General features: G+C 37.7%; 18 protein-coding genes. 2 read left to right on the top strand and 16 right to left on the bottom strand.

Annotated features, from left to right (window positions below; genetic code table 11):
* The first annotated feature begins 1 nt into the window (after position 1).
* Both OZP13_RS06165 and OZP13_RS06170 read left to right on the top strand, forming a co-directional pair.
* Positions 2 to 436 carry a hypothetical protein gene (locus OZP13_RS06165; RefSeq protein WP_269242979.1) on the top strand — a complete coding sequence of 145 codons (435 nt, stop codon included), beginning with the start codon at positions 2 to 4 and terminating at the stop codon, positions 434 to 436.
* A gap of 53 nt (positions 437 to 489) precedes the next feature.
* Positions 490 to 3,369: a type I restriction endonuclease subunit R gene (locus OZP13_RS06170; RefSeq protein WP_269242980.1), complete on the top strand. Its 2,880-nt coding sequence runs from the start codon at positions 490 to 492 to the stop codon at positions 3,367 to 3,369.
* 95 nt (positions 3,370 to 3,464) lie between these two features.
* Here the strand turns inward: OZP13_RS06170 and OZP13_RS06175 are convergent, their stop codons facing one another.
* The 16 genes from OZP13_RS06175 to OZP13_RS06250 form a co-directional block, all read right to left on the bottom strand.
* Entirely contained in the window at positions 3,465 to 4,382 is a 918-nt protein-coding gene (locus OZP13_RS06175) for a YihY/virulence factor BrkB family protein (protein ID WP_269243616.1), read from the bottom strand.
* A 175-nt stretch (positions 4,383 to 4,557) separates the two neighbouring features.
* Positions 4,558 to 5,574, bottom strand: a complete 1,017-nt coding sequence (locus OZP13_RS06180) for a DUF481 domain-containing protein (protein WP_281299022.1) — start codon at positions 5,572 to 5,574, stop codon at positions 4,558 to 4,560.
* A 36-nt stretch (positions 5,575 to 5,610) separates the two neighbouring features.
* Positions 5,611 to 5,910, bottom strand: coding sequence for a copper resistance protein NlpE (locus tag OZP13_RS06185; RefSeq protein WP_281299023.1), 300 nt, complete (start codon positions 5,908 to 5,910; stop codon positions 5,611 to 5,613).
* A 9-nt stretch (positions 5,911 to 5,919) separates the two neighbouring features.
* A complete protein-coding gene (locus OZP13_RS06190) occupies positions 5,920 to 6,369 on the bottom strand; it encodes an META domain-containing protein (protein ID WP_281299024.1) in 450 nt (149 codons plus the stop codon).
* Positions 6,370 to 6,533: 164 nt separating this feature from the next.
* The gene (locus tag OZP13_RS06195; RefSeq protein ID WP_281299025.1) at positions 6,534 to 7,016 is read right to left on the bottom strand and encodes a hypothetical protein; all 483 of its coding nucleotides are present in this window, start codon (positions 7,014 to 7,016) and stop codon (positions 6,534 to 6,536) included.
* A gap of 147 nt (positions 7,017 to 7,163) precedes the next feature.
* Positions 7,164 to 8,414: a BamA/TamA family outer membrane protein gene (locus OZP13_RS06200; RefSeq protein ID WP_281299026.1), complete on the bottom strand. Its 1,251-nt coding sequence runs from the start codon at positions 8,412 to 8,414 to the stop codon at positions 7,164 to 7,166.
* A gap of 163 nt (positions 8,415 to 8,577) precedes the next feature.
* Complete coding sequence (locus OZP13_RS06205; protein ID WP_281299027.1) at positions 8,578 to 9,198, bottom strand: hypothetical protein; 621 nt, start codon at positions 9,196 to 9,198, stop codon at positions 8,578 to 8,580.
* A gap of 56 nt (positions 9,199 to 9,254) precedes the next feature.
* Positions 9,255 to 10,040 (bottom strand): hypothetical protein, encoded by a 786-nt coding sequence (locus tag OZP13_RS06210; RefSeq protein ID WP_281299028.1) that lies wholly within the window; start codon positions 10,038 to 10,040, stop codon positions 9,255 to 9,257.
* A 219-nt stretch (positions 10,041 to 10,259) separates the two neighbouring features.
* The gene (locus OZP13_RS06215; RefSeq protein ID WP_281299029.1) at positions 10,260 to 12,500 is read right to left on the bottom strand and encodes a tetratricopeptide repeat protein; all 2,241 of its coding nucleotides are present in this window, start codon (positions 12,498 to 12,500) and stop codon (positions 10,260 to 10,262) included.
* A gap of 99 nt (positions 12,501 to 12,599) precedes the next feature.
* On the bottom strand, positions 12,600 to 13,130 hold the full coding sequence (locus tag OZP13_RS06220) for a DUF4251 domain-containing protein (RefSeq protein ID WP_269242992.1): 531 nt from the start codon (positions 13,128 to 13,130) through the stop codon (positions 12,600 to 12,602).
* A 44-nt stretch (positions 13,131 to 13,174) separates the two neighbouring features.
* Entirely contained in the window at positions 13,175 to 14,065 is an 891-nt protein-coding gene (locus tag OZP13_RS06225) for a transporter (protein WP_281299030.1), read from the bottom strand.
* 135 nt (positions 14,066 to 14,200) lie between these two features.
* Positions 14,201 to 14,815: an outer membrane beta-barrel protein gene (locus OZP13_RS06230; RefSeq protein ID WP_269242994.1), complete on the bottom strand. Its 615-nt coding sequence runs from the start codon at positions 14,813 to 14,815 to the stop codon at positions 14,201 to 14,203.
* Between the two features lie 86 nt (positions 14,816 to 14,901).
* Complete coding sequence (locus tag OZP13_RS06235) at positions 14,902 to 15,654, bottom strand: porin family protein (protein ID WP_281299031.1); 753 nt, start codon at positions 15,652 to 15,654, stop codon at positions 14,902 to 14,904.
* 16 nt (positions 15,655 to 15,670) lie between these two features.
* Positions 15,671 to 16,792: a hypothetical protein gene (locus tag OZP13_RS06240; protein ID WP_281299032.1), complete on the bottom strand. Its 1,122-nt coding sequence runs from the start codon at positions 16,790 to 16,792 to the stop codon at positions 15,671 to 15,673.
* Between the two features lie 294 nt (positions 16,793 to 17,086).
* Positions 17,087 to 17,827: a DUF2490 domain-containing protein gene (locus OZP13_RS06245; RefSeq protein ID WP_269242999.1), complete on the bottom strand. Its 741-nt coding sequence runs from the start codon at positions 17,825 to 17,827 to the stop codon at positions 17,087 to 17,089.
* 78 nt (positions 17,828 to 17,905) lie between these two features.
* Positions 17,906 to 18,907, bottom strand: coding sequence for a transporter (locus OZP13_RS06250; RefSeq protein WP_281299033.1), 1,002 nt, complete (start codon positions 18,905 to 18,907; stop codon positions 17,906 to 17,908).
* Between the last annotated feature and the right edge of the window lie 3 nt (positions 18,908 to 18,910).

The raw sequence follows: 18,910 nt of genomic DNA on the forward strand, positions 1-18,910 counted from the left end.
AATGGATACTAAAAAGACTATTAGTTTTAGGCTATTAAATATAGTTACAGAGCAGTTTGCCACTTTTGAAATCGAAAACCTTCCAGAAAATAACGATTTAAAATCGGAACTTCAATTTTCAATTAATCCAGAAAATAGAATTGTTGCTTGTAGAATGAAATTTCAATTCCTTCACGAAAACCAACCAATCGTAGTATTAACAGTAGTTTGCAATTTTGATGTAGAAGAAAGTTCTTGGAATAAAAATGTAGTTTCCAACAAAAAAATTACTTTACCAAGGCATTTTCTAGAACATCTATGCGTTATAACTGTTGGCACTTCTAGAGGAATATTACACGCAAAAACAGAAAATACTTTTTTCAATAGATTTATTATACCTACTTTAAATGTGAGTACTTTAGTTGAGAAAGATGTGGTCTTTGAAATAAATAAGTAATACTAAAACATGGAAACCTTGCCAAAATTGGTAAGGTTTTTTTTCTATATAATATGGCACATCAATCAGAAGCCCTACTAGAAAACAACTTAATCAAGCAATTGGTTGGTTTAAACTATTCCTCTGTAAAAATTCAGGATGGCAATGCCTTGGTTTCCAATCTCAAAAGCCAGCTCGAAGTTTTTAACGAAACCACTTTCACCGTCAAGGAGTTTGATGCCATCATCAATCACTTGGCCAAAGGCACTGTTTTTGAAAAAGCCAAAACGCTTCGGGATCGTTTTCAGTTGGACAAAGAAGACGGTACTTCGTTTTATGTTCGTTTTTTTAATACGGAAGATACTAGCCAAAATTTATATCAAGTTACCAATCAAATCAGTCTGGAAGGAAGTTACAAGAACCGTTTTGATGTCACGCTTTTGGTCAACGGTTTGCCTTTGGTGCAAATAGAACTCAAGCGTTCGGGCATCGAAATCAAGGAAGCTTTCAACCAAATCAATCGCTACCAAATGCACTCTTTTTGGAGCAATCACGGTTTGTTTCAGTACGTGCAATTGTTTGTGATAAGCAATGGCGTGAACACCAAATATTTGGCAAACAACAAATTGCAATCGGTCAAACAAACCTTCTTTTGGGCAGATCGAAATAATAAAAACATCACCGAGTTACCCGAGTTTGCAGCAGCATTCCTGAATCCGGAACATTTGGGCAAAATGGTGGCGCATTATATCGTGATTAACGAAACCCACAAGGTAATGATGGTCTTGCGTCCGTATCAATTTTTTGCCACGGAAGCCATTATTCATCAAGTGAAAAACTCGAATGACAACGCCTACATTTGGCATACCACGGGTTCGGGAAAAACTTTGACATCTTTCAAGGCAAGCCAAATTCTGATGGTATTGCCCGAAGTACACAAAGTGGTTTTTGTGGTGGATAGGAAAGATTTGGATTACCAAACGATGAACGAGTTCAACGCATTCAAAAAAGACAGCGTTGATGTCACGGACAACACCCAATCCTTGATACGACAATTGACGGATAACACCAAGTTGGTTTTAACCACGATTCAAAAATTAAACAATGCCATTTCGGAACGATTTTCGGGTAAAATAGAAGCGTTGCGCCAAAAGAAAATCGTCTTTATATTTGACGAATGCCATCGTTCGCAGTTTGGAGACACCCACGACCGTATTACGAAGTTCTTTGATAAAAGCCAATTAATCGGTTTCACGGGAACACCCATATTTGCCGAAAACGCTTCGAAGAATGATTATGGAAAACGCACCACCAAAGACTTGTTTGGAAATTGCCTGCACAAATACGTGATTACCGATGCCATTCGGGATCAAAATGTATTGCGTTTTGGGATTGAATATGTAGGGAAATACAAAAACAAAAGCAAGACTTTTATCGACATCGAAGTCGAAGATATTGATAAACAGGAAGTATTGAATTCTGAAAAACGAATCAACAAAATCGTTGACTACATTATTGCCTACCACAACCAAAAAACCTTTGGCAGAGATTATTCGGCCTTGTTGGCGGTAAGCAGCATCGATAACGTGATTCAGTATTATGATTTGTTTCAACAAAAGAAAGAGGCTGGCGAACACGATTTGCGCATTGCCACTATTTTCACTTATGGCACCAACGAAGACTCAGACGAAGCGCAGGATTTTTTGCCGGGTGATGAAGTCGATTTTGATGTTTTGGCGGAAGCTCCAACTAGTTATCAATCCAAGCGCACCCGAGATAAACTGGAAACCTATATTGGCGATTACAACAGGATGTACGGCACCAGTTTTTCGACCAAAGACAGCCAACAATTTGAGAATTATTTCAAGAATATCAGCCAACGCTTGAAAGACCGGGAAAAGGAAAATTTCAATCCCGAAAAAGACCGTTTGGATCTTGTGATTGTAGTCAATATGATGCTTACGGGTTTTGATGCCAAAAAAGTAAACACGCTTTATGTGGACAAAAACTTGAAGCAACACGGCTTGATTCAGGCTTATTCCAGAACCAATCGCATCTTGGGAGAACAGAAATCACAAGGCAATATTTTGTCCTTCAGGAACCTCAAAAAAGCCACGGACGATGCGATTACCTTGTTTTCCAACAAAGAGGCTGTTGAAGTGGTTACCCTACCCGATTATGAAAAGATAGCGGATAAATTTGACGAAGCCTTGAAAAGCTTACGAGAAATCACTCCAACTTACCAAAGCGTAAATGATTTAGAGAGCGAAGAAGACGAAGCGCAATTTGTAGAAGCCTTCCGAAAAGTATTGCGAGCCATGAATGTATTGCAATCCTACACCGATTTTGATTGGGATGATTTCCCTATTGACGAGCAGGAATTTGAAGACTATAAAAGCAAATACTTGGACTTATACGAAAAGGTAAAACGAGATACTGAAAAACAAAAAACATCGATTCTGGACGAGATCGATTTTGAATTGGAATTAATCCACAGAGACCAAATAAACGTTGCTTATATCTTGAAATTGTTGGCCCAATTGAAAGGAGCCAAAACACCGTCGGCAGCAGCTGTGCAAAGAAAAGCCATCATTGATTTATTGGGTGGTGATATCCAGTTAAGAAGCAAACGGGAATTGATTCAAAAATTCATTGACGAGAATATGCCCCATATCAAAGACGGCGACAATATTGAAGATGAATTTGAAAAATTCTGGCAAGACCAAAAAGTACTGGCTTTGGGCAAATTGTGCGAAGACGAACACCTGGACAAAGCCCAATTCAAAGCCTTAATCGATGCTTACATTTACAGCGGTCGAGAACCCATAAAAGACGAAGTTTTCCAATGTTTGGACAACAGACCCAGTGTTTTGCAAGCTAGAACCATTGGCGATCGCATCATTGCCAAAATGAAGGAGTTTGTGGAGGTTTTTGTGAAAGGTATGATGGCGTAATCTAATAAAAATAGTCAAGCAGGATTTGGGAGTGGCTTTGCAACAAAAACATACACCTTTGACAGAGTTTTAAATATTCACCAAGTCGAAAACGTTTACTTCTTCGGAAGCTCCGTAACCTCAATCTTGATTCCCACGGCATAGGCATTTGGGATGATTTTATTCCCATGGGCGTTGGCATAAACTTTAGTGAATTCGGCTCCAAAATACAAGATTATGGCCGAATAATAGACCCAAATCAAAATAATAATGACAGAGCCAGCAGCACCATATACGGTGGCAACGGTGGAACTTCCCAAATAAAATCCAATGGCAAATTTTCCAAACATGAAGAAAAAGGAAGTAAAACTGGAGCCTATCAAGGCGTCTTTCCAAACGATATCCCCATCGGGAAGCGTCTTGAAAATAATGGAGAACAGCATCGTCGTTGTGGCAAACAAGATCAATATGTTGAGCACATAAAACAAATAAATCGTTGAATCGGGAAAATAAACGAGCAAACGGGCGTTGATAACATCCATTACGGTGTTGACCATCAAACTGACCAACAGCAAAAAACCAACCGAAGCTATCATGGAAAACGACATCAACCGGTTCTTGATAAACTTCACCAACCCTTTGTCGGGTTTTGCTTTCAACCCCCAAATATAATTGATGGAGCTTTGAATTTCGGCAAACACGCCCGAAGCGCCAATGAGCAACAAAATTCCTCCAAATGCCGCAGCAAATGTATTGTTATCGGACAATTCGATGTTTTTGATGGTTTCCTGGATTTGGATGGCAGCTTCGTTACCCACCATCCCATTGATTTGTCCAAAAAATCTACCTGTGACAGCTTCTCTACCGAAGAAAAAACTGAAAATAGACAGAATTATGATCAACAAGGGTGGCAATGAAAAAATGGTATAGTATGACAGGGAAGCACTTAGTTTTATGGCGTTGTCATCATCAAATTCTTGGTAGGTCTTCTTCAACAAGTTCCAACTTATCAAGGCCACTTCTTTGTGTTTCATAATTATAATTATTACGGTTTGTGGCATTCCTAAAAAAATAAATGTGTTTGCTGGAATACTTTTCTAAGGACAAAGCTAGTTCTAATAAACTAAATTAGTGCTTAACCCGCTAAACTAAATGATAATTGTATTGGAATACTTGATTTGATGCCAATTAAGGATTTGGAAATAGTTATTAAAATTTATAATTCAAGCCCGTTACAAAACCATAATCCGTTTTTGAAGTATCTGTTCCGGGTGACTTGCTATCGTAGTAATGATAAAAACTGAAATTTATTGAAAAATCGTCTATTAATTCCCAGTTGATTTCTAAATCTCCTTCGTTTCGAATACGGCCTTTTTGGGATAAACTCACATAAATTCCTTGGGTCATCGCTATGGTGATATTGGGTTTGCTAAAGGAAAAAAAGTCATAACTGGCATTGGTAAACCATTCCCAATATATGTTATTGCTATTTTCAAAATCGGTTTCCTGGTTGACCACGATACCGCTGATGGCTCTGGCAAAATTATGTTGTCGCTGCAAGAATTTATAACCTATCCCACCTCCTTCTTGCCATCGATTCAACAATCCCAATTCGATGCTGCGCTGGTAACGCAACGAAACTGCCGAATACCATCTGTTGTCGGTGAGAAATTTGCTGGAAAAAGAGATGTCTTCATTTTCCCGATTGACCACACTGCTGTCTATTGTGGTAATGACGCTTCCCGACAATTCCAACTCCAGTTTGCTCTTGGCATATTTAATTTTTCCATCCAGGTTGAATCGCCCAATGTCGCTCGACTTGGTATAACTGTATCCTGCGCCGAAAGAACCGCTCAGGCTGTCCGTCCAATGATCTCCATAAAACGAAATCGAGGAAACATCCACCAGTTTGACTTCGACATCCTCTTTCAAGGTATGGACGATGATGTTTCCGGGAATTTTGGAAGACAATACCGAACCGTACAAAACCCTTTTGTCAATGGTTTCGGTTCGACAATAATAGGAATGCACGTGAATGGTCTTGACTTTGTGGTATTTGATGTAAACGATGCCGACTTCGTCGCTGTCAAATTCGATTTTGCCCAGTTTCATTTTTTTAAACTCGCCAATCATCATGGATTTATTCAAAAAAAACACGGTGTCTTTTACCTGGGCATATCCAAGCATAGAAAAGAGCAACAAGAAAATCGTGGTTCTAATTGTCATCCCAAATAGAATTTAATTCTAAAAATCATTCTTTTGTCAATACATATTTTTCTGCCAATGGGCCAGTAATGACTTTGCTTCCATATCCAATTGAAGCAACTTGTTTTCGCCTACTTTGTATTGGGATGGACTTCCTTTTAATCCAAGCAATGAAATACTTCGCCCCGATTTATCCCATGTAAAGCTTCCTTTTTTCTTCGAATACTTTAGCGTCTTCTTGCCAAGGTATTTGGTCTGGATTGGGAATGTCAAGTTTTTATTCAAGAAAATTTTGGTTTCAATTCCTTCACAATCGGCACAAGGCGTGATTCCTTTGCAGGTTCCCGACCAGTCCAAGACGTTTTGCTAATTATGGTCCTCTTTTGCTACTTTTTCGAAACGCATCATTTCAATGGTTCCTGCAATAAAACTCAAGGTTTTCCCGTCTTCGGAAATCGAATAGGAATCAATTTTTTCCAATGTTTTCATATAAGTGGGTTCTCCGCTGCCCTGACAAGCCATCATGGTCATTCCCATTTTGGCATCCTTGAAATTAATTTTGTTGCCGTCCAGAAGCAATGCGCCAAAGTATTGGTTACAGCTATTGTTGCCTGAAACCCTGTTTTCTTTCAAGTCAAAAACAATTGTTGGTTTCTTGTCGGGATACAATCCTTCGAATGCAATTCTGGGACCAGTGATGTAATTTAATTGCCAGGTACCGTCAAGAGTGTTGTTGGCTTTTGAAATGGATTTGGTCGAATCACATGACATCATTGTCAAAGATAAAATAACTAGTGCAGAAATAAGGTTTTTCATAATATTGATGGTTTATGGTTTACTACTATAAAAATAGTGTATTTTTTTTTAAAAATAAGTATTCGAAAATTATGAAGTTTCTATATGCGCAATATTTTGAACATGATGCATAAAAAAACGCGGTGAGAAATGATTTCACCGCGTTCGTTCAAAATTTGATATTTCTATTTTGTTTTTAAGGCTTCAATTTCTCCAACAAAAGGAATAGCATCTTGAATTTCAGCCTGTACCGTAGTTTGCATATAATTTTCGAACTGAATTATTTTGGTTGCAGTAATTGCACCTGCCGCTTTTTTATATTTGTCATAATATTTTGAAAACAACTTTTGGTAATCCAAATTGTTTTTCAATCCGGCTTTTGCAATTTTATCGGCACTTTCATCGGTAAGATTGGCAAAATTTGCTGCATAATCGTTTATAACGGCCACTTTCGCTTTACCTAGCGCTTTACGTTCCACTTCAAATTCGTCGTAAATTTTCCAAAAAGCGGTAGCTTGGGTTTCTGGAATAGCCATATAAGCTTGAGCCAATTCTTTTTTTGATTTTCCGTAAACACCTTGAATGATTTCAAGATCTTCTTTATCAGAATTTTGGGCAAAAACACCAGTGCTAACTGCAACTAATAATAGCAAAAATACTTTTTTCATAATTGTTGATTTGTAAATGTTAATTTGTTAAATTTAACCAAATTTAGAAATTTAATTACAATCCAGAAAATAGTTTTAATCAATTTTTTAAATTTTAGTTATTAATAACTATAAAAACCAAGTATAAAAAAATCACGTAAACCGCATCTAGAACGATTCTCCCGCATTGAGATAAAATGCTTTGGAATTGCGACCCCAGGCATAATTTAGGACAAGATTTGTTCGGGTAGCTTTATCAATCAAAATACGTAAACCCACTCCCACTGCGGGTTGAATATACTGAAAAAGGCGAATGTCGCGGTCTTTGTCACTGGCGGAAGTTAAATTGCCAAAGACGGTTCCGCTGATTAAATTACTGCAGAGGATGGGAAATCGATATTCGGTTTCAAAATACACCATTTTTTGACCTCGAAACAATCCCTGGGTATATCCCTTCCCGCTTCTACTGCGTTGATCCCAACCGATGGAAGGCAAATTGAGGTAAGGAACCGTACCCACCGTCACAAACTGCCCGGTTGCCCATATACTAAAAACATGTTGCTTGTTGAGCTTGCTTAACGGCATAAAATAACGATACTCCATAAAAAGCACGTTGCTTGCATGTTGATTTTCGTTAAAAGATGGATTAAATCGATAATTGATATTGGCAAACATTCCATTGTTGGTATTGATTTGGTTGTCCCTGGAATCATACAATAAATTTAGGCTCACCCCATTCACGAAATATTCATTGTCTTTGTAGCCGTATTTTTTGCTGTAAGTGTAATGATTGGTAAATTGTGCGTTGGCAACATCCAGGTTTAGGTCGTTTATGGTGGTGTACCAATCAACATGAACTCCAGCACCCACATAATAATTATTTTTGACTTCCCAAGAAGCAGTTTGATGGAACTTTAAATAATTATAATCCATCGGTTCCTTCAAATTGTTTAAATCAAAATTGTCCGCTTCGGAAGGACGGGGAATGATGTCGGTTCCCAATCCATAGTTGGCCTGCGAAAAAATGTAAAAACGCCAGTCACCGCTCAAAAATATTTTGTTGTTTTTAAGCATCACGCTATTCTTGGCATTGACAAGCAACTGTTTTTTTTCGGTATAGGTGACCCCCAGATTTACTGAGGAATATTTGTCATTTTCCTTTTTTCCCTTGAAAGTATATTGGGAAACGAATCCATAAGAAAAACCCGTGGCAGGTTGCGAACCAATCACCGGTATGATAAGAAAAAAATTGCTTTTTGCCGGCTTTAAAACAAGAACTGAATCTTTTCTTTTAAAAAGCTCCGGAAGGGATTTTTCGGGACAATACTTTATGGAATCCTTCGCAGTTTGTGCTATGACGCCAAATTGCATAAAAACAACCAACAATAGACTAAAACAATATCGAGCTTTCGTTTTCATATTGCAAATTTACAAAATTATGAACAAAATCAGTATAATTATCAAGGCATTGGCATTTAAAATTATCAGACACGAATGGCACGAATTAAAACAAATAGAAACGGCTTACAAACCAACAATTGCTGATTAGTAAGCCGTTTTTGTCATTTGTGCAAAGAGACTATTACTTTTTGGTTTCTTCTTTTTTAATTAGTCCTTTATTATTCAGTTCTGTTTTAATAGCCGTAATAATAGCATCTAAAGTGGTGTCTAATTTTGAAGGATTAGTTGTAGAAACTGTTCCTGTCCAAAGCAATTTATTGGACTTAACATCATAAATATTAGTTTCTACATAATACGTTTTGTCTTCTTGATAGTATCCTGGAGAACCATATCCATAGCCATAACCTCCATAATAGCCACCGCGATATCCCCAACCTCCATAATAAGTTGTCCCTTGAACATAGGATGTAGTTTTTTCAATATCAGTTAAACGCATTAGAATAATACCATCAATTCCATCCTTTGTTAAATCTGCAATGACCAATTTTTCATCCTGTTCTGAAGGTTGCAAGTAATTATAAGATTGAACAAAATTTCCTCTTGGCGATGAGGCAACAATTTTGTCTTCAGCAATTCTTCTAGTGGAATCATCTTTTAACTGGGCAATGACCAATACTTTATTGAACGGTTTTGTGTCACCATTTAATGATGGATCTGTCCAAGTTTTTGTCAGTTGAACCGATGGACCACATCCAATTAATAAACTGATTCCTAATGCTGATAATAATAATTTAATTTTCATACTTGTTTGTTTTGTAGTTTGTTATAGTTTTTTACCTAAATTTTATTTGTTTTTACTTAAAATCGATACCCTAATTGAATCATGTAGCGATATCCTAGACTGGTAGTGCTTTTGGCGCCTTTCTTTTGAAAATCGCCTTCCCCAAGAGTTCCCTCGTATCCTGGAAATTTTTCTTCTAATGCGGTATTCAATTTATCGAAAAACAAGGCAGAATCTTCAGGAGATAGATTAGTGTCAAGCGACAAATCCCATTTGTAAAAACCAACACCCGGGCCAAGAAGAATCATGTCTACGGAGAAACGTTTCCAGAAAACGAACTGATACCCCAACTCGACACCAACGGTATTAATGGTTAAACCCAACTCGGAATTCACGTCTCCCGAAAACCCGGAAGTTTCACTGTTCAATGTCCAATTATGCCCTTTGTCAAAAGAATTGTAACCATAATAAGGCCCAACATAAACACCTCTCGGAGCAGCATATTTATTTAATTTAGAAAGATAAAATCGATAATCCCCAGAAATATGAAACCCTCTTTCCGAAAGAATTGTATTGGATTTTAATTCCTCTGAATCAATTATATTCAAGGTAGGAAATCCGGTTTGTCCTATGTTAATCGAAAAGGATTGATTATTTTTCAAAATACGTTCGTAACCAAAAATAATTGATTTATTGCCAAAAATCATTGGATTGGTAATGTTGAAACGAATCGTATTTTTAAATTCTTTTTCTGGTTTTGCCATGCTGTCCGATGTTTGAGCACTTAATTTTAAACAGCTTAAAGCAAATACAATCCCAAAAACGAATAGGTTTTTAAACCATTTTGAGTATGAATTTTTCATAAGATTTTATTTATGTTAATAAAAAGTAAATGTACGAATCCTAATTTATAAATAAAAGCAATTAATAGTTAAATAATGATAAATAAACTAGTTATTACTAACTATTTATGATTTAAAATATAGATAATTAAACGCTTTATTAAAAAAAAACAAGAACTCATTTTTTGATCACATTCTAAAAAAAACAAAAGTTTAAGTATTCTTGTACAATCCGAATCGTCATAGACCAAGACTCCTAAACACTTGCTGGTAATTTGGGTTATTGGGATCTAATTGCTTTAATTTTATTGCTGCTTGTATCGCTTTGGACTTATTATTAGTTTGAATGTAAACAAATGTAAGTGCATAATGCAACTCAGGATTGGAAGGATTAAGCGCTATCCCTTTCAGCAAAACCGATTCCGCTACCTTGAATTTTTTGTTTTGATTCAACAGCAAGCCATAATTATAATAGACTTTGGGATTCTCCGATTTTAATTCCACTGCTTTTGCAAATGCATTTTCAGCTGCCCCAATATTATTCATCTCGTTGTAAAGCAAGGCCATATTGTAATAAATACGCTCGTTTTTCGAATCATTTTTCACGGCATTTTGCAACGCCTGCAACGCTTGTTGGTTTTTTCCCTGCATATTGTAAACAACCGATAAGTTAAGAAGGGCATAATTCATGTTGGCGTCTTTTTTCAAACTGCGCAAATAAAACTTTTCGGCATTGGTATAATCCTGCAATTTCAAGTAATAATCGGCTAGCATCACGTTTCCTGTCGAGAAATCGGTTTGGTAAATAAGTGATTTTTCCAATTCTACTTTGGCCAATGAAAATGCCTTGGCGTATTGACTTGGAATTTGCTCCACGGGAACAGTAATATAAAGATCGGCAGCCGCAATTCGAACCGCCCTCACCTTGTCAGAAAGCAAAGGGCCGACAGCTTCACGCCAACTTTCCACTGGAAAGGACGCCAAACTCCTCAAGGCACGATACCTGATTTGTGCCTCCTTGCTGGCAAGACGGGCCAGAATGGTGTTCAAACTCGTTTGCGTTGGAATACTTCCCAAATAAAAAGTGGCGGTGGCCTTGATGATTTTGGGAACAAATTTATTGTCAATTAGATTCCTCAAATGGTTTTCACTATTGGCATCCAATCGACTTCCGGGAACAAGATCTTCGGCAAAATGGTATTTCCTTTTGGGACCGTACCATTTGACTACGGCATCGGCCAAGGCTTTTTCGGATTTGTCTTTATGACAGTTGCTGCAAGCGTTTGGAGTTCCATATTTCGCTGACAAATCAGGTCTTGGTACCCTGAAACTGTGGTCGTGGCGCAAATCATTGCCCATATATACTTTACCGGGCATGTGGCAGTTTTTGCACTCCGTTGCCGCTCCTCCCTTGAAATGAAAAGTGTGTTTGGGTGTATCGTATTTGGTTGGCACGTGACAAAGTGTGCAGGTTTGGTTGCCGATGCGTTTGAGCTTCACGGAATGTGGATTGTGGCACGTGCTGCAGGTTACGCCTTTGTGAAACATTCGGCTTTGCAAAAAGGAGGTGTAGATATAATCCTCGTCATCCACTTGTCCATCGGCATGATAAAACTCCGTATCCGGGATTTGTGGAATATAATTGTCCATGATTTCCTTGCTGTCGATATGGGAACTGCTGAGTTCCGATATGCGGGCATGACAAGGGGCACAAGTATTTAATTCTTCTTTTTGTCCCGAATTTTTGGCCAATTTCAAGAAGCTACCGGCCACTTTCTCCCCCGATTTGTAATCGTCACCGTTGATGAAATCCACGTGCTGTTTTCCTGCTCCATGACAACTTTCACAACTGACATTGATGATGCTGTAACTCGTTTTATAAGTGTCGGTTTTGACATCATAATTCTTTTTTAGATTCGTCGAATGACAAGTAGCGCACATGGTATTCCAGTTTTGCGCATTTCCTGTCCAATGCAGCCAGTCGTGGGAAGGGATTTTTTGACCGGCATATTGGTTGAACCATTTTTTCTTGTTGACGTCCCAACTCAATCTTGGCACTTGCAGGCGTCCGCCCGGAAATTGAACCAGGTATTGTTGCAAGGGAGTGAATCCAAAGATGTATTTAACCTCAAAATCATGGTTTTTGCCGTCATCGCCTTCGGTGTTGATGAAGAATTTGCTTCCTTTTTTGAAAAATCGACTGCTTACTCCATCGGCCGTGAAAGTAACGTTGTTGAAATCCCCTTTTACCGTCGAATCATTGGGAGGCAACATCGACATGTAATGGTGTGATTGTCGCCATTCTTTAAATTCGGTGGCGTGGCATTTCTTGCAGGACTGGTCGCCAACATAGGCCAAGTTATTGGATTCAATCTTGGTGTATTCTGCATATTTTGAACTGCAACTATCCACTATGAATACCCTGAAGATTGCAAGAAGCACTATTAGGATTAGAACCAGTAAAGTTGATTTTTTGAACATCGACTGCTTTTTGAACAAAAGTATTTATTTTAATAAAAGTGGCAAACTAATTAAAGGCAATTAAAATGGAAAACTTTTAAGTTAGAAAATGAAGTAAAACTATTTTTTCTCAATTGCTTTTATGTCACCATCATAAGAAATAGAACTTCGATTATTGCTATTAATGGAAAGATAGGCATTTCCTTCAAAATATACCGACAGCATAATGGAATACGAATCTCGTTCTCCTTTGACTTCCGCTTTTATGAGATAGCTTTTTTTTGTTTTTTCGATGGTGTAAACCGTGGGTTTGCCTTCAAAATCCATCCCGCTGTCTCCACCGTAACCGATGCCCCCATATCCCCTGCCAAAAAACGGCAAGTAGCTCTTGATCAAATCAGGATGAAATTCCATCGAATAACTGACATCGGTCAAAGTGATGCTTCTGCCTCCCTGCGGAGAAACACTTCTTGGAGAAAAAACAAATTCCTTCGAATCTACCAAAAGTGCCACTTTTTTTTGTTTTTCCAACTTCGCTTCTTCTTTCAATTGTTTTTTTGTTTTCTCCTGCGCACTTGCATTTGAAAAAGAAAAAGTGATTAAAACCAACATTAAAAAACGAATCAAGCCGTAATTAAATTTTGTTTTCATGATAATTTTGATTTAAATAATTATTGTTTCAAACGGTATTCTTTCTAAAAAAACACATATTGGTATGCCAAAGTTACGGAATCGTAGTTTAATCCCAAATTTGACATCAATCCGGTATGGAATTGCAATCGCAAAGCCTGCGCTTTTGAAATGGGAACCGAAAAAGTGGTGCCTATCCTCCAGTCATTGATTATGTCGTTCAAGGGAACTCCATCAATTCTTGTTTCGCCTACTTTGTACCAATTGGTATTGAGTCCCAACCACATTTGGTTTTTGAAATAATAACTGGCATGCGCCTGAAAAGTGACAGTCGGTTTCTGTTGCAACACTTTGTTGGTGAGATATTCCGTATTGTCGGTGTAAAACCAGGTTCCCAAATAAGCTTCGGCATAAACATGGGTAAATCTCCTTGAAATGCCTATTTCGGGTTTGAATGCCCAACGATTGTTTCCCAAATTTATTATTTTATCCTCATAATACCTTCCTGTTGGAACCGAGGTTACCAAGCTTACTCCAAAAATGGCCTTTTGTTGGTACTGGCGAAAATCTTTCCTGTCAAGAGCGGGAGAACCCGTCAAATTGATGCCAAACCGAATGCGCATGTCCGCCATGCCTGTTCGTGAACCCGTAACTTCTTCCCCATTTTGAATCAATTTCCCCTGCATGTCTGCAAAAGGCAACGATACTTGTACCCTCGCCAATTTTTTGGCAATGCCAAAACTGCGAATGTAGTTGATGCCCAGACTTTGGGTGTTCAGTTTAAAATCCTTGATGGGCAATGCCGGGTCAGTCAGCACGTTCCCGGTAATGAAACCATAGCCTACAGCCAATACATTGATGCCTTTGGGAACATTGGCATAAGCCCTTGGCTCGAGGTCTTGGCCATGAACCAAAAAGCAAGAAAAGCAAATTAGTATCGCCGGTATTATTTTCATCTTTGTAAATGGAAATATAAATTTATTGAATAGCTGAAACGTTGGCAAAATTAGTAGCAATTTGGAATTATAAATTAAACAAAAAAAGCTGCAAATCTTGTTGGAATTGCAGCTTTTTGTATCGTTAAATATTTTTTAGTGCTTGAAGTCAAATTCGAAAGCAGCTCCCAAACCAAATTGGTAAAGAGATGAATTTTCTGGATAATAAACTGTTCCCCATCCAGGATACCAAACCGAATCACCGCCATAGCTTGCCCAAATAGTTTGGAAATACCCTTGTAACTTTACAGCAACCACATCGGAGGCTTGAATTTTTACACCCGCTTTAAAGTCCCAAGCAAAACCGGTATGCGATCCAGTTTCTGCGTTTATCCAACCAACTCCTAAGTCCAAACCTAAAAATGGTTTTATACTTGGATTAGATGTTGGAAAATAATTGTTTCCCCCAATTAAAATGTAGTTGACACCAGCATTATCTTTACGAAATCCTGACGGCACATACTGTGTAAAAGTCACATCACTATCCATTCTAAGGTATTTCAATTCAATTGATTTTGTGGGTCTTATATAAAATTCAGCTCCCACTCCATACTGAAATGCACCCTTGAATTCTACATTATATAGATTATCTGATATATTATCATCAAAGGTGTAACCTCCATAAAGATTTAAACCAATATCTCCTTGGTTCTGTGCGTTAACAGCCAAAGCACTTAAAAAGATTCCGGCAATAAGTAATAATTTTTTCATAGTTTTAGTTTTGTTTAATATTAAGTTTTGTTTGTTTTTAGTCCAAAAATTGGGAAAAAACCTAATCAAATATATAGGTTTTATTTCTATTTACCAATAATTTGTGCATCATTTTCCGATGTTTTATTTTCTGCTGCTTTTTTGGCCGCTTTGCCTTTACCTATTGGTATTCCTGCAGTTACGTAAAAAGAACGATTGTATTGATTGGGACTGGAATCTCCTTTCATCACGGTAACCAACCCATGGTAGTAATTAACGCCTATGTTCATCCCATTGCCTCCCATTAGTCTATAACCAAGGCCTACCGCCAAACCGGCATCGATAACATGAATTTGGTCCCTGATTTTGTTTTTATATACCAAATTTTCGCCTTCATAATCGTTCTTGAATTCATCATAAGCTTTACTAAGCAAACCTAATTGCGTTCCTGCCTTGACATAAATATTGTTGGCAAATTTGTATTTGATCATGATGGGCACGTTAAAATAATTAATCTTCCTGTCTACATGGCCACCGGCAAAAGCATTGTCCAAGACATCGTCGTTCAAGGAATAAACAGCCAGTCCATTGGCTCCCATCGATGATTTCACGATTACCCCCGTGTTCAACGCCCAAGAGGGATTCTTGAGTAAAAAGTCGAAATAAAAACCAAGATTAAAATCAGTTCGTGATTTAGCACCTTCGAGATTTGATATGGTCGAGAAATTCGCCCCACCTTCTAAACCAAATTCTACTTTTGGAGAATTGAGCATGTCGCCAAACACCAAGGAAATCAATACTTGTGAATTTACCGATTGAATACTTAACAACAAAATGGCAACCAGTAAAACTTTTTTCATGATGATCAAGAATTAATTATAATCCAAAACGGTATTGAAGACTGGTCATGAATTGGGTACGAGTCCCCAAGAAACCATACTCGGCCCGCAACATAAAATGTTTGTTGAATTGATATTGGCTTCCTATTATGAAATTCCACATATCTTTTGGTGCTTTTTCCAATGAATATTGCACGGTGGAGCTTGAGCCTGTACTCAACGCTCCATCAACGGCTGTCAATAAATTCCCAGCGGTTTCCAGTGCTTGGTTGGCGGTATTGTGTTTGGCTTTGTTCACGGGATTGGCTTGTTCGGCTGTACTCAATCCGTTCCACCAATTATCAACCGCTGTTTGTTTCTCGGCCACTTTTACAAACCCATTATCCACTTTTTCTTGTAGTCCCTCAGTTGGCAACAAACCATTTAAGGGTAACGAACCTGCCGTTTCACTTTTCAAATGTACCCTAAAGGCTCCCGCCCAAACCGCAATATTACTTTCCGGCTTGTGGAATTTAAAGGTTTTCCCCATCCTTGGCCCAAAAATGAAACTCTGCGCCGGTTTATCTAATGCATCTAAATCTGTCCAGGCAACATTCATGTCAAGAGCCAACCAACCTCCTCCGATTCCAATGGTAGGCGTCATTCCCAATCCAAAAGCAGTACCATTAAAATTGGCTTTAGAACCAAAAGACATAATTTGAGACCAATTATTATCGGCATCGGGAACCCAGATGCCGGCGTTGATTGCTGTTGATGTTTGGACTTTTCCTAAAATACCATAGATATTCAAGAAAGGAAACAACCATATATCAGGCCTAACATTAATGGCGCTGGCAGTGGCTGTGGCATCATTGAAACGTACAATCTGGTCTAGGTTGTATTGAGGTCCATTATTGAAACCAACATATAAATTATCAATTACAATACTCGATTCTTGCCAAAAATAGTTTACGGAAAAACCAGCAGAATAAGGTAAATTATATCCTTTTTGTGTCGCTTTTTCTCCCCAAATCGGCAAGGAATAAGGGTATTCGGCTGTTTTAAGGCTGTCTTTTACGGCTTCGTTTTTTTTGCCAACTACTTTATCCGTGTAAACTTGGGCAAAAGCCGGTACACTTAAAAAAAATGCAATAAAAAGAATTAACGTATTGTTTTTCATTGGGTTTACATATTAAATTATTTGTTTTAATTCTTGTACTAATTTATGAAAATTTATAAAAAGTCAAATTTTATATTCAAGAAATATTAAAATAAAGTCTTTATTTTGAATGCTTTAACAAGAAAGCGAAACCAAATCCAGAAAACCAGTTTGTTTGACTCTACATCACAAAAACAAATATCAAAATCCTGACATTTTATTACTACAAAAAAACAACAGTTTCGTCTTTAAAAAAATAGTTATTAATCCTTATATTTTAAACTAAAAAGTGCGGCTTTAAAAATGCCAAATGGATTATTTTGGAATGGCAGTTTTCGTTTCAAAGAAAATATGCAGGATACAATTCAGGGCATAAAGATTTTCTGTGGGATAGGTTTCGTCATATTGGTAAGTCAGATTGCCTTCAAATGCAAATCTTGATCCCCTCGATAATGTGGCACCACCTATCACACGGGTTTTTACCACTTTCAAATAGCGCGAATCCCAGTAAGGTTCTACATTTACATAGGGAACGATAGAACTTTTTCCAAATTTATATTCTTTCTCCAACATCACACGATAGCGAAACCGATACGAAAAATCATTGTCTTGACTAAGCCAACGAGTGTCAGCTCGAAATCGATGGGAAAGCAAGATATTTCCATTCAACGGAATTCTTTTATGAACCTCTGCAAAAACCATTTCTTCAGTATAATCACCTTTGTTTTTACCAATACTCCAGCCCTTCATTACACCTGCACGAACCATCCAAACATTCATTATTTGTCCTTTTTCTTGATCCATAAGTCGCCTGAATACTGCATATTTGCCATCTCCCCATCCATAATCCGCATGCAAATAGATATTTAAATCTCGACTATCATTCTCATTGTATTTGGTTATGGGAATAAAAGACGACAAACGCCAAGAGGAGTTAAGTCGATACCAAATATCGGTTTCTGGCCATAACTCTAAAGAGGCATTTTGTCCATTACAAACAGTGATTGTACCTAAACAAAGAAAAATCCAAAGACTCAATTTGTTCTGTAAATTCATTGTTCGTTTCGGCTTAAATTAAGAAAAATACAAGATTTGAATTCGTTTGGTAGTACTCATTTCGAGTTAATTAAATCATTAATGGCTTTCTTTCAATCGATTCATCCCTTCGACTAATGAGTGCCATCCGCAAATAAGTGTAACTCGAAAACCATCCATTTTTAAATCTGTTGGTTGACTATCATTAACAGAAGAGGAGTACGATATATTCATCTGTATGTTATCGTTGATGTGGTATCCTAATGTGCCTCCCACTCCTACATTGTTCAGTTCATTGCCTTCAACTCCGTCAACTGTTGCTTGTCCACCGCTATAGGAAATGGCATCCAATGAACCCCAAAATTTTTCCATAAAATCGTGTGTAAGATGGGCTTCCAATTGATACATTGGTTTGGTTTCCATTTTTTGTCCCATAAAATTATTGTTGTCAGAGAAAAACCAAATAGCTGGAAGAAACTCAAACGTGGTACGTTTACCGGGAACCCAAGCACCAATTTGCCATACCACGGGAGCACCTACACGACCATACCAACGGTTTTGACCAATATTGACAGGACTTGAACTGTCATATTCTCCCATTGGAACCGCTAAACTCCCAATAAGATCAACAGAAAAACCAGGTTGATACCGGATTATTTGTGGGATGTTCATAATGGCTTTTGGACCAATAATATTGATACCCAATTGCAACATAGGGTCTCCATATCCCCTAGCTGTTGTATTCGTGCTAAACCCATTTATAGAGGTGGTGCTGGATATTCTTCCCATTGGCATCAGTACCGAAACCATTGCTGAACGTTTCAATAAAGGCAACATTTTTGCATAACCAGCCATTGTCATTGTCGCTTCGAAATTAGCACCCGGAACAACTTTATATGTTGGGTCGAAAGGATTTGCATTCCCACCCATTGAGGAGCCAATAACAGGAACGGCATTGGTTCCCATTAATCCTTTCCAATAGAATCTGGGGCCATCGCCTTGTGCTTGAGTTGTTATGGAAAAACACATTATAACTATGAAAATAATAATGGAAAAATTCTTTACATAAATGGTGCTAAGAGCAGCTATACTATTTCTCATAAT

It is taken from the genome of Flavobacterium limnophilum (assembly GCF_027111315.2).
Taxonomy (GTDB): domain Bacteria; phylum Bacteroidota; class Bacteroidia; order Flavobacteriales; family Flavobacteriaceae; genus Flavobacterium; species Flavobacterium limnophilum.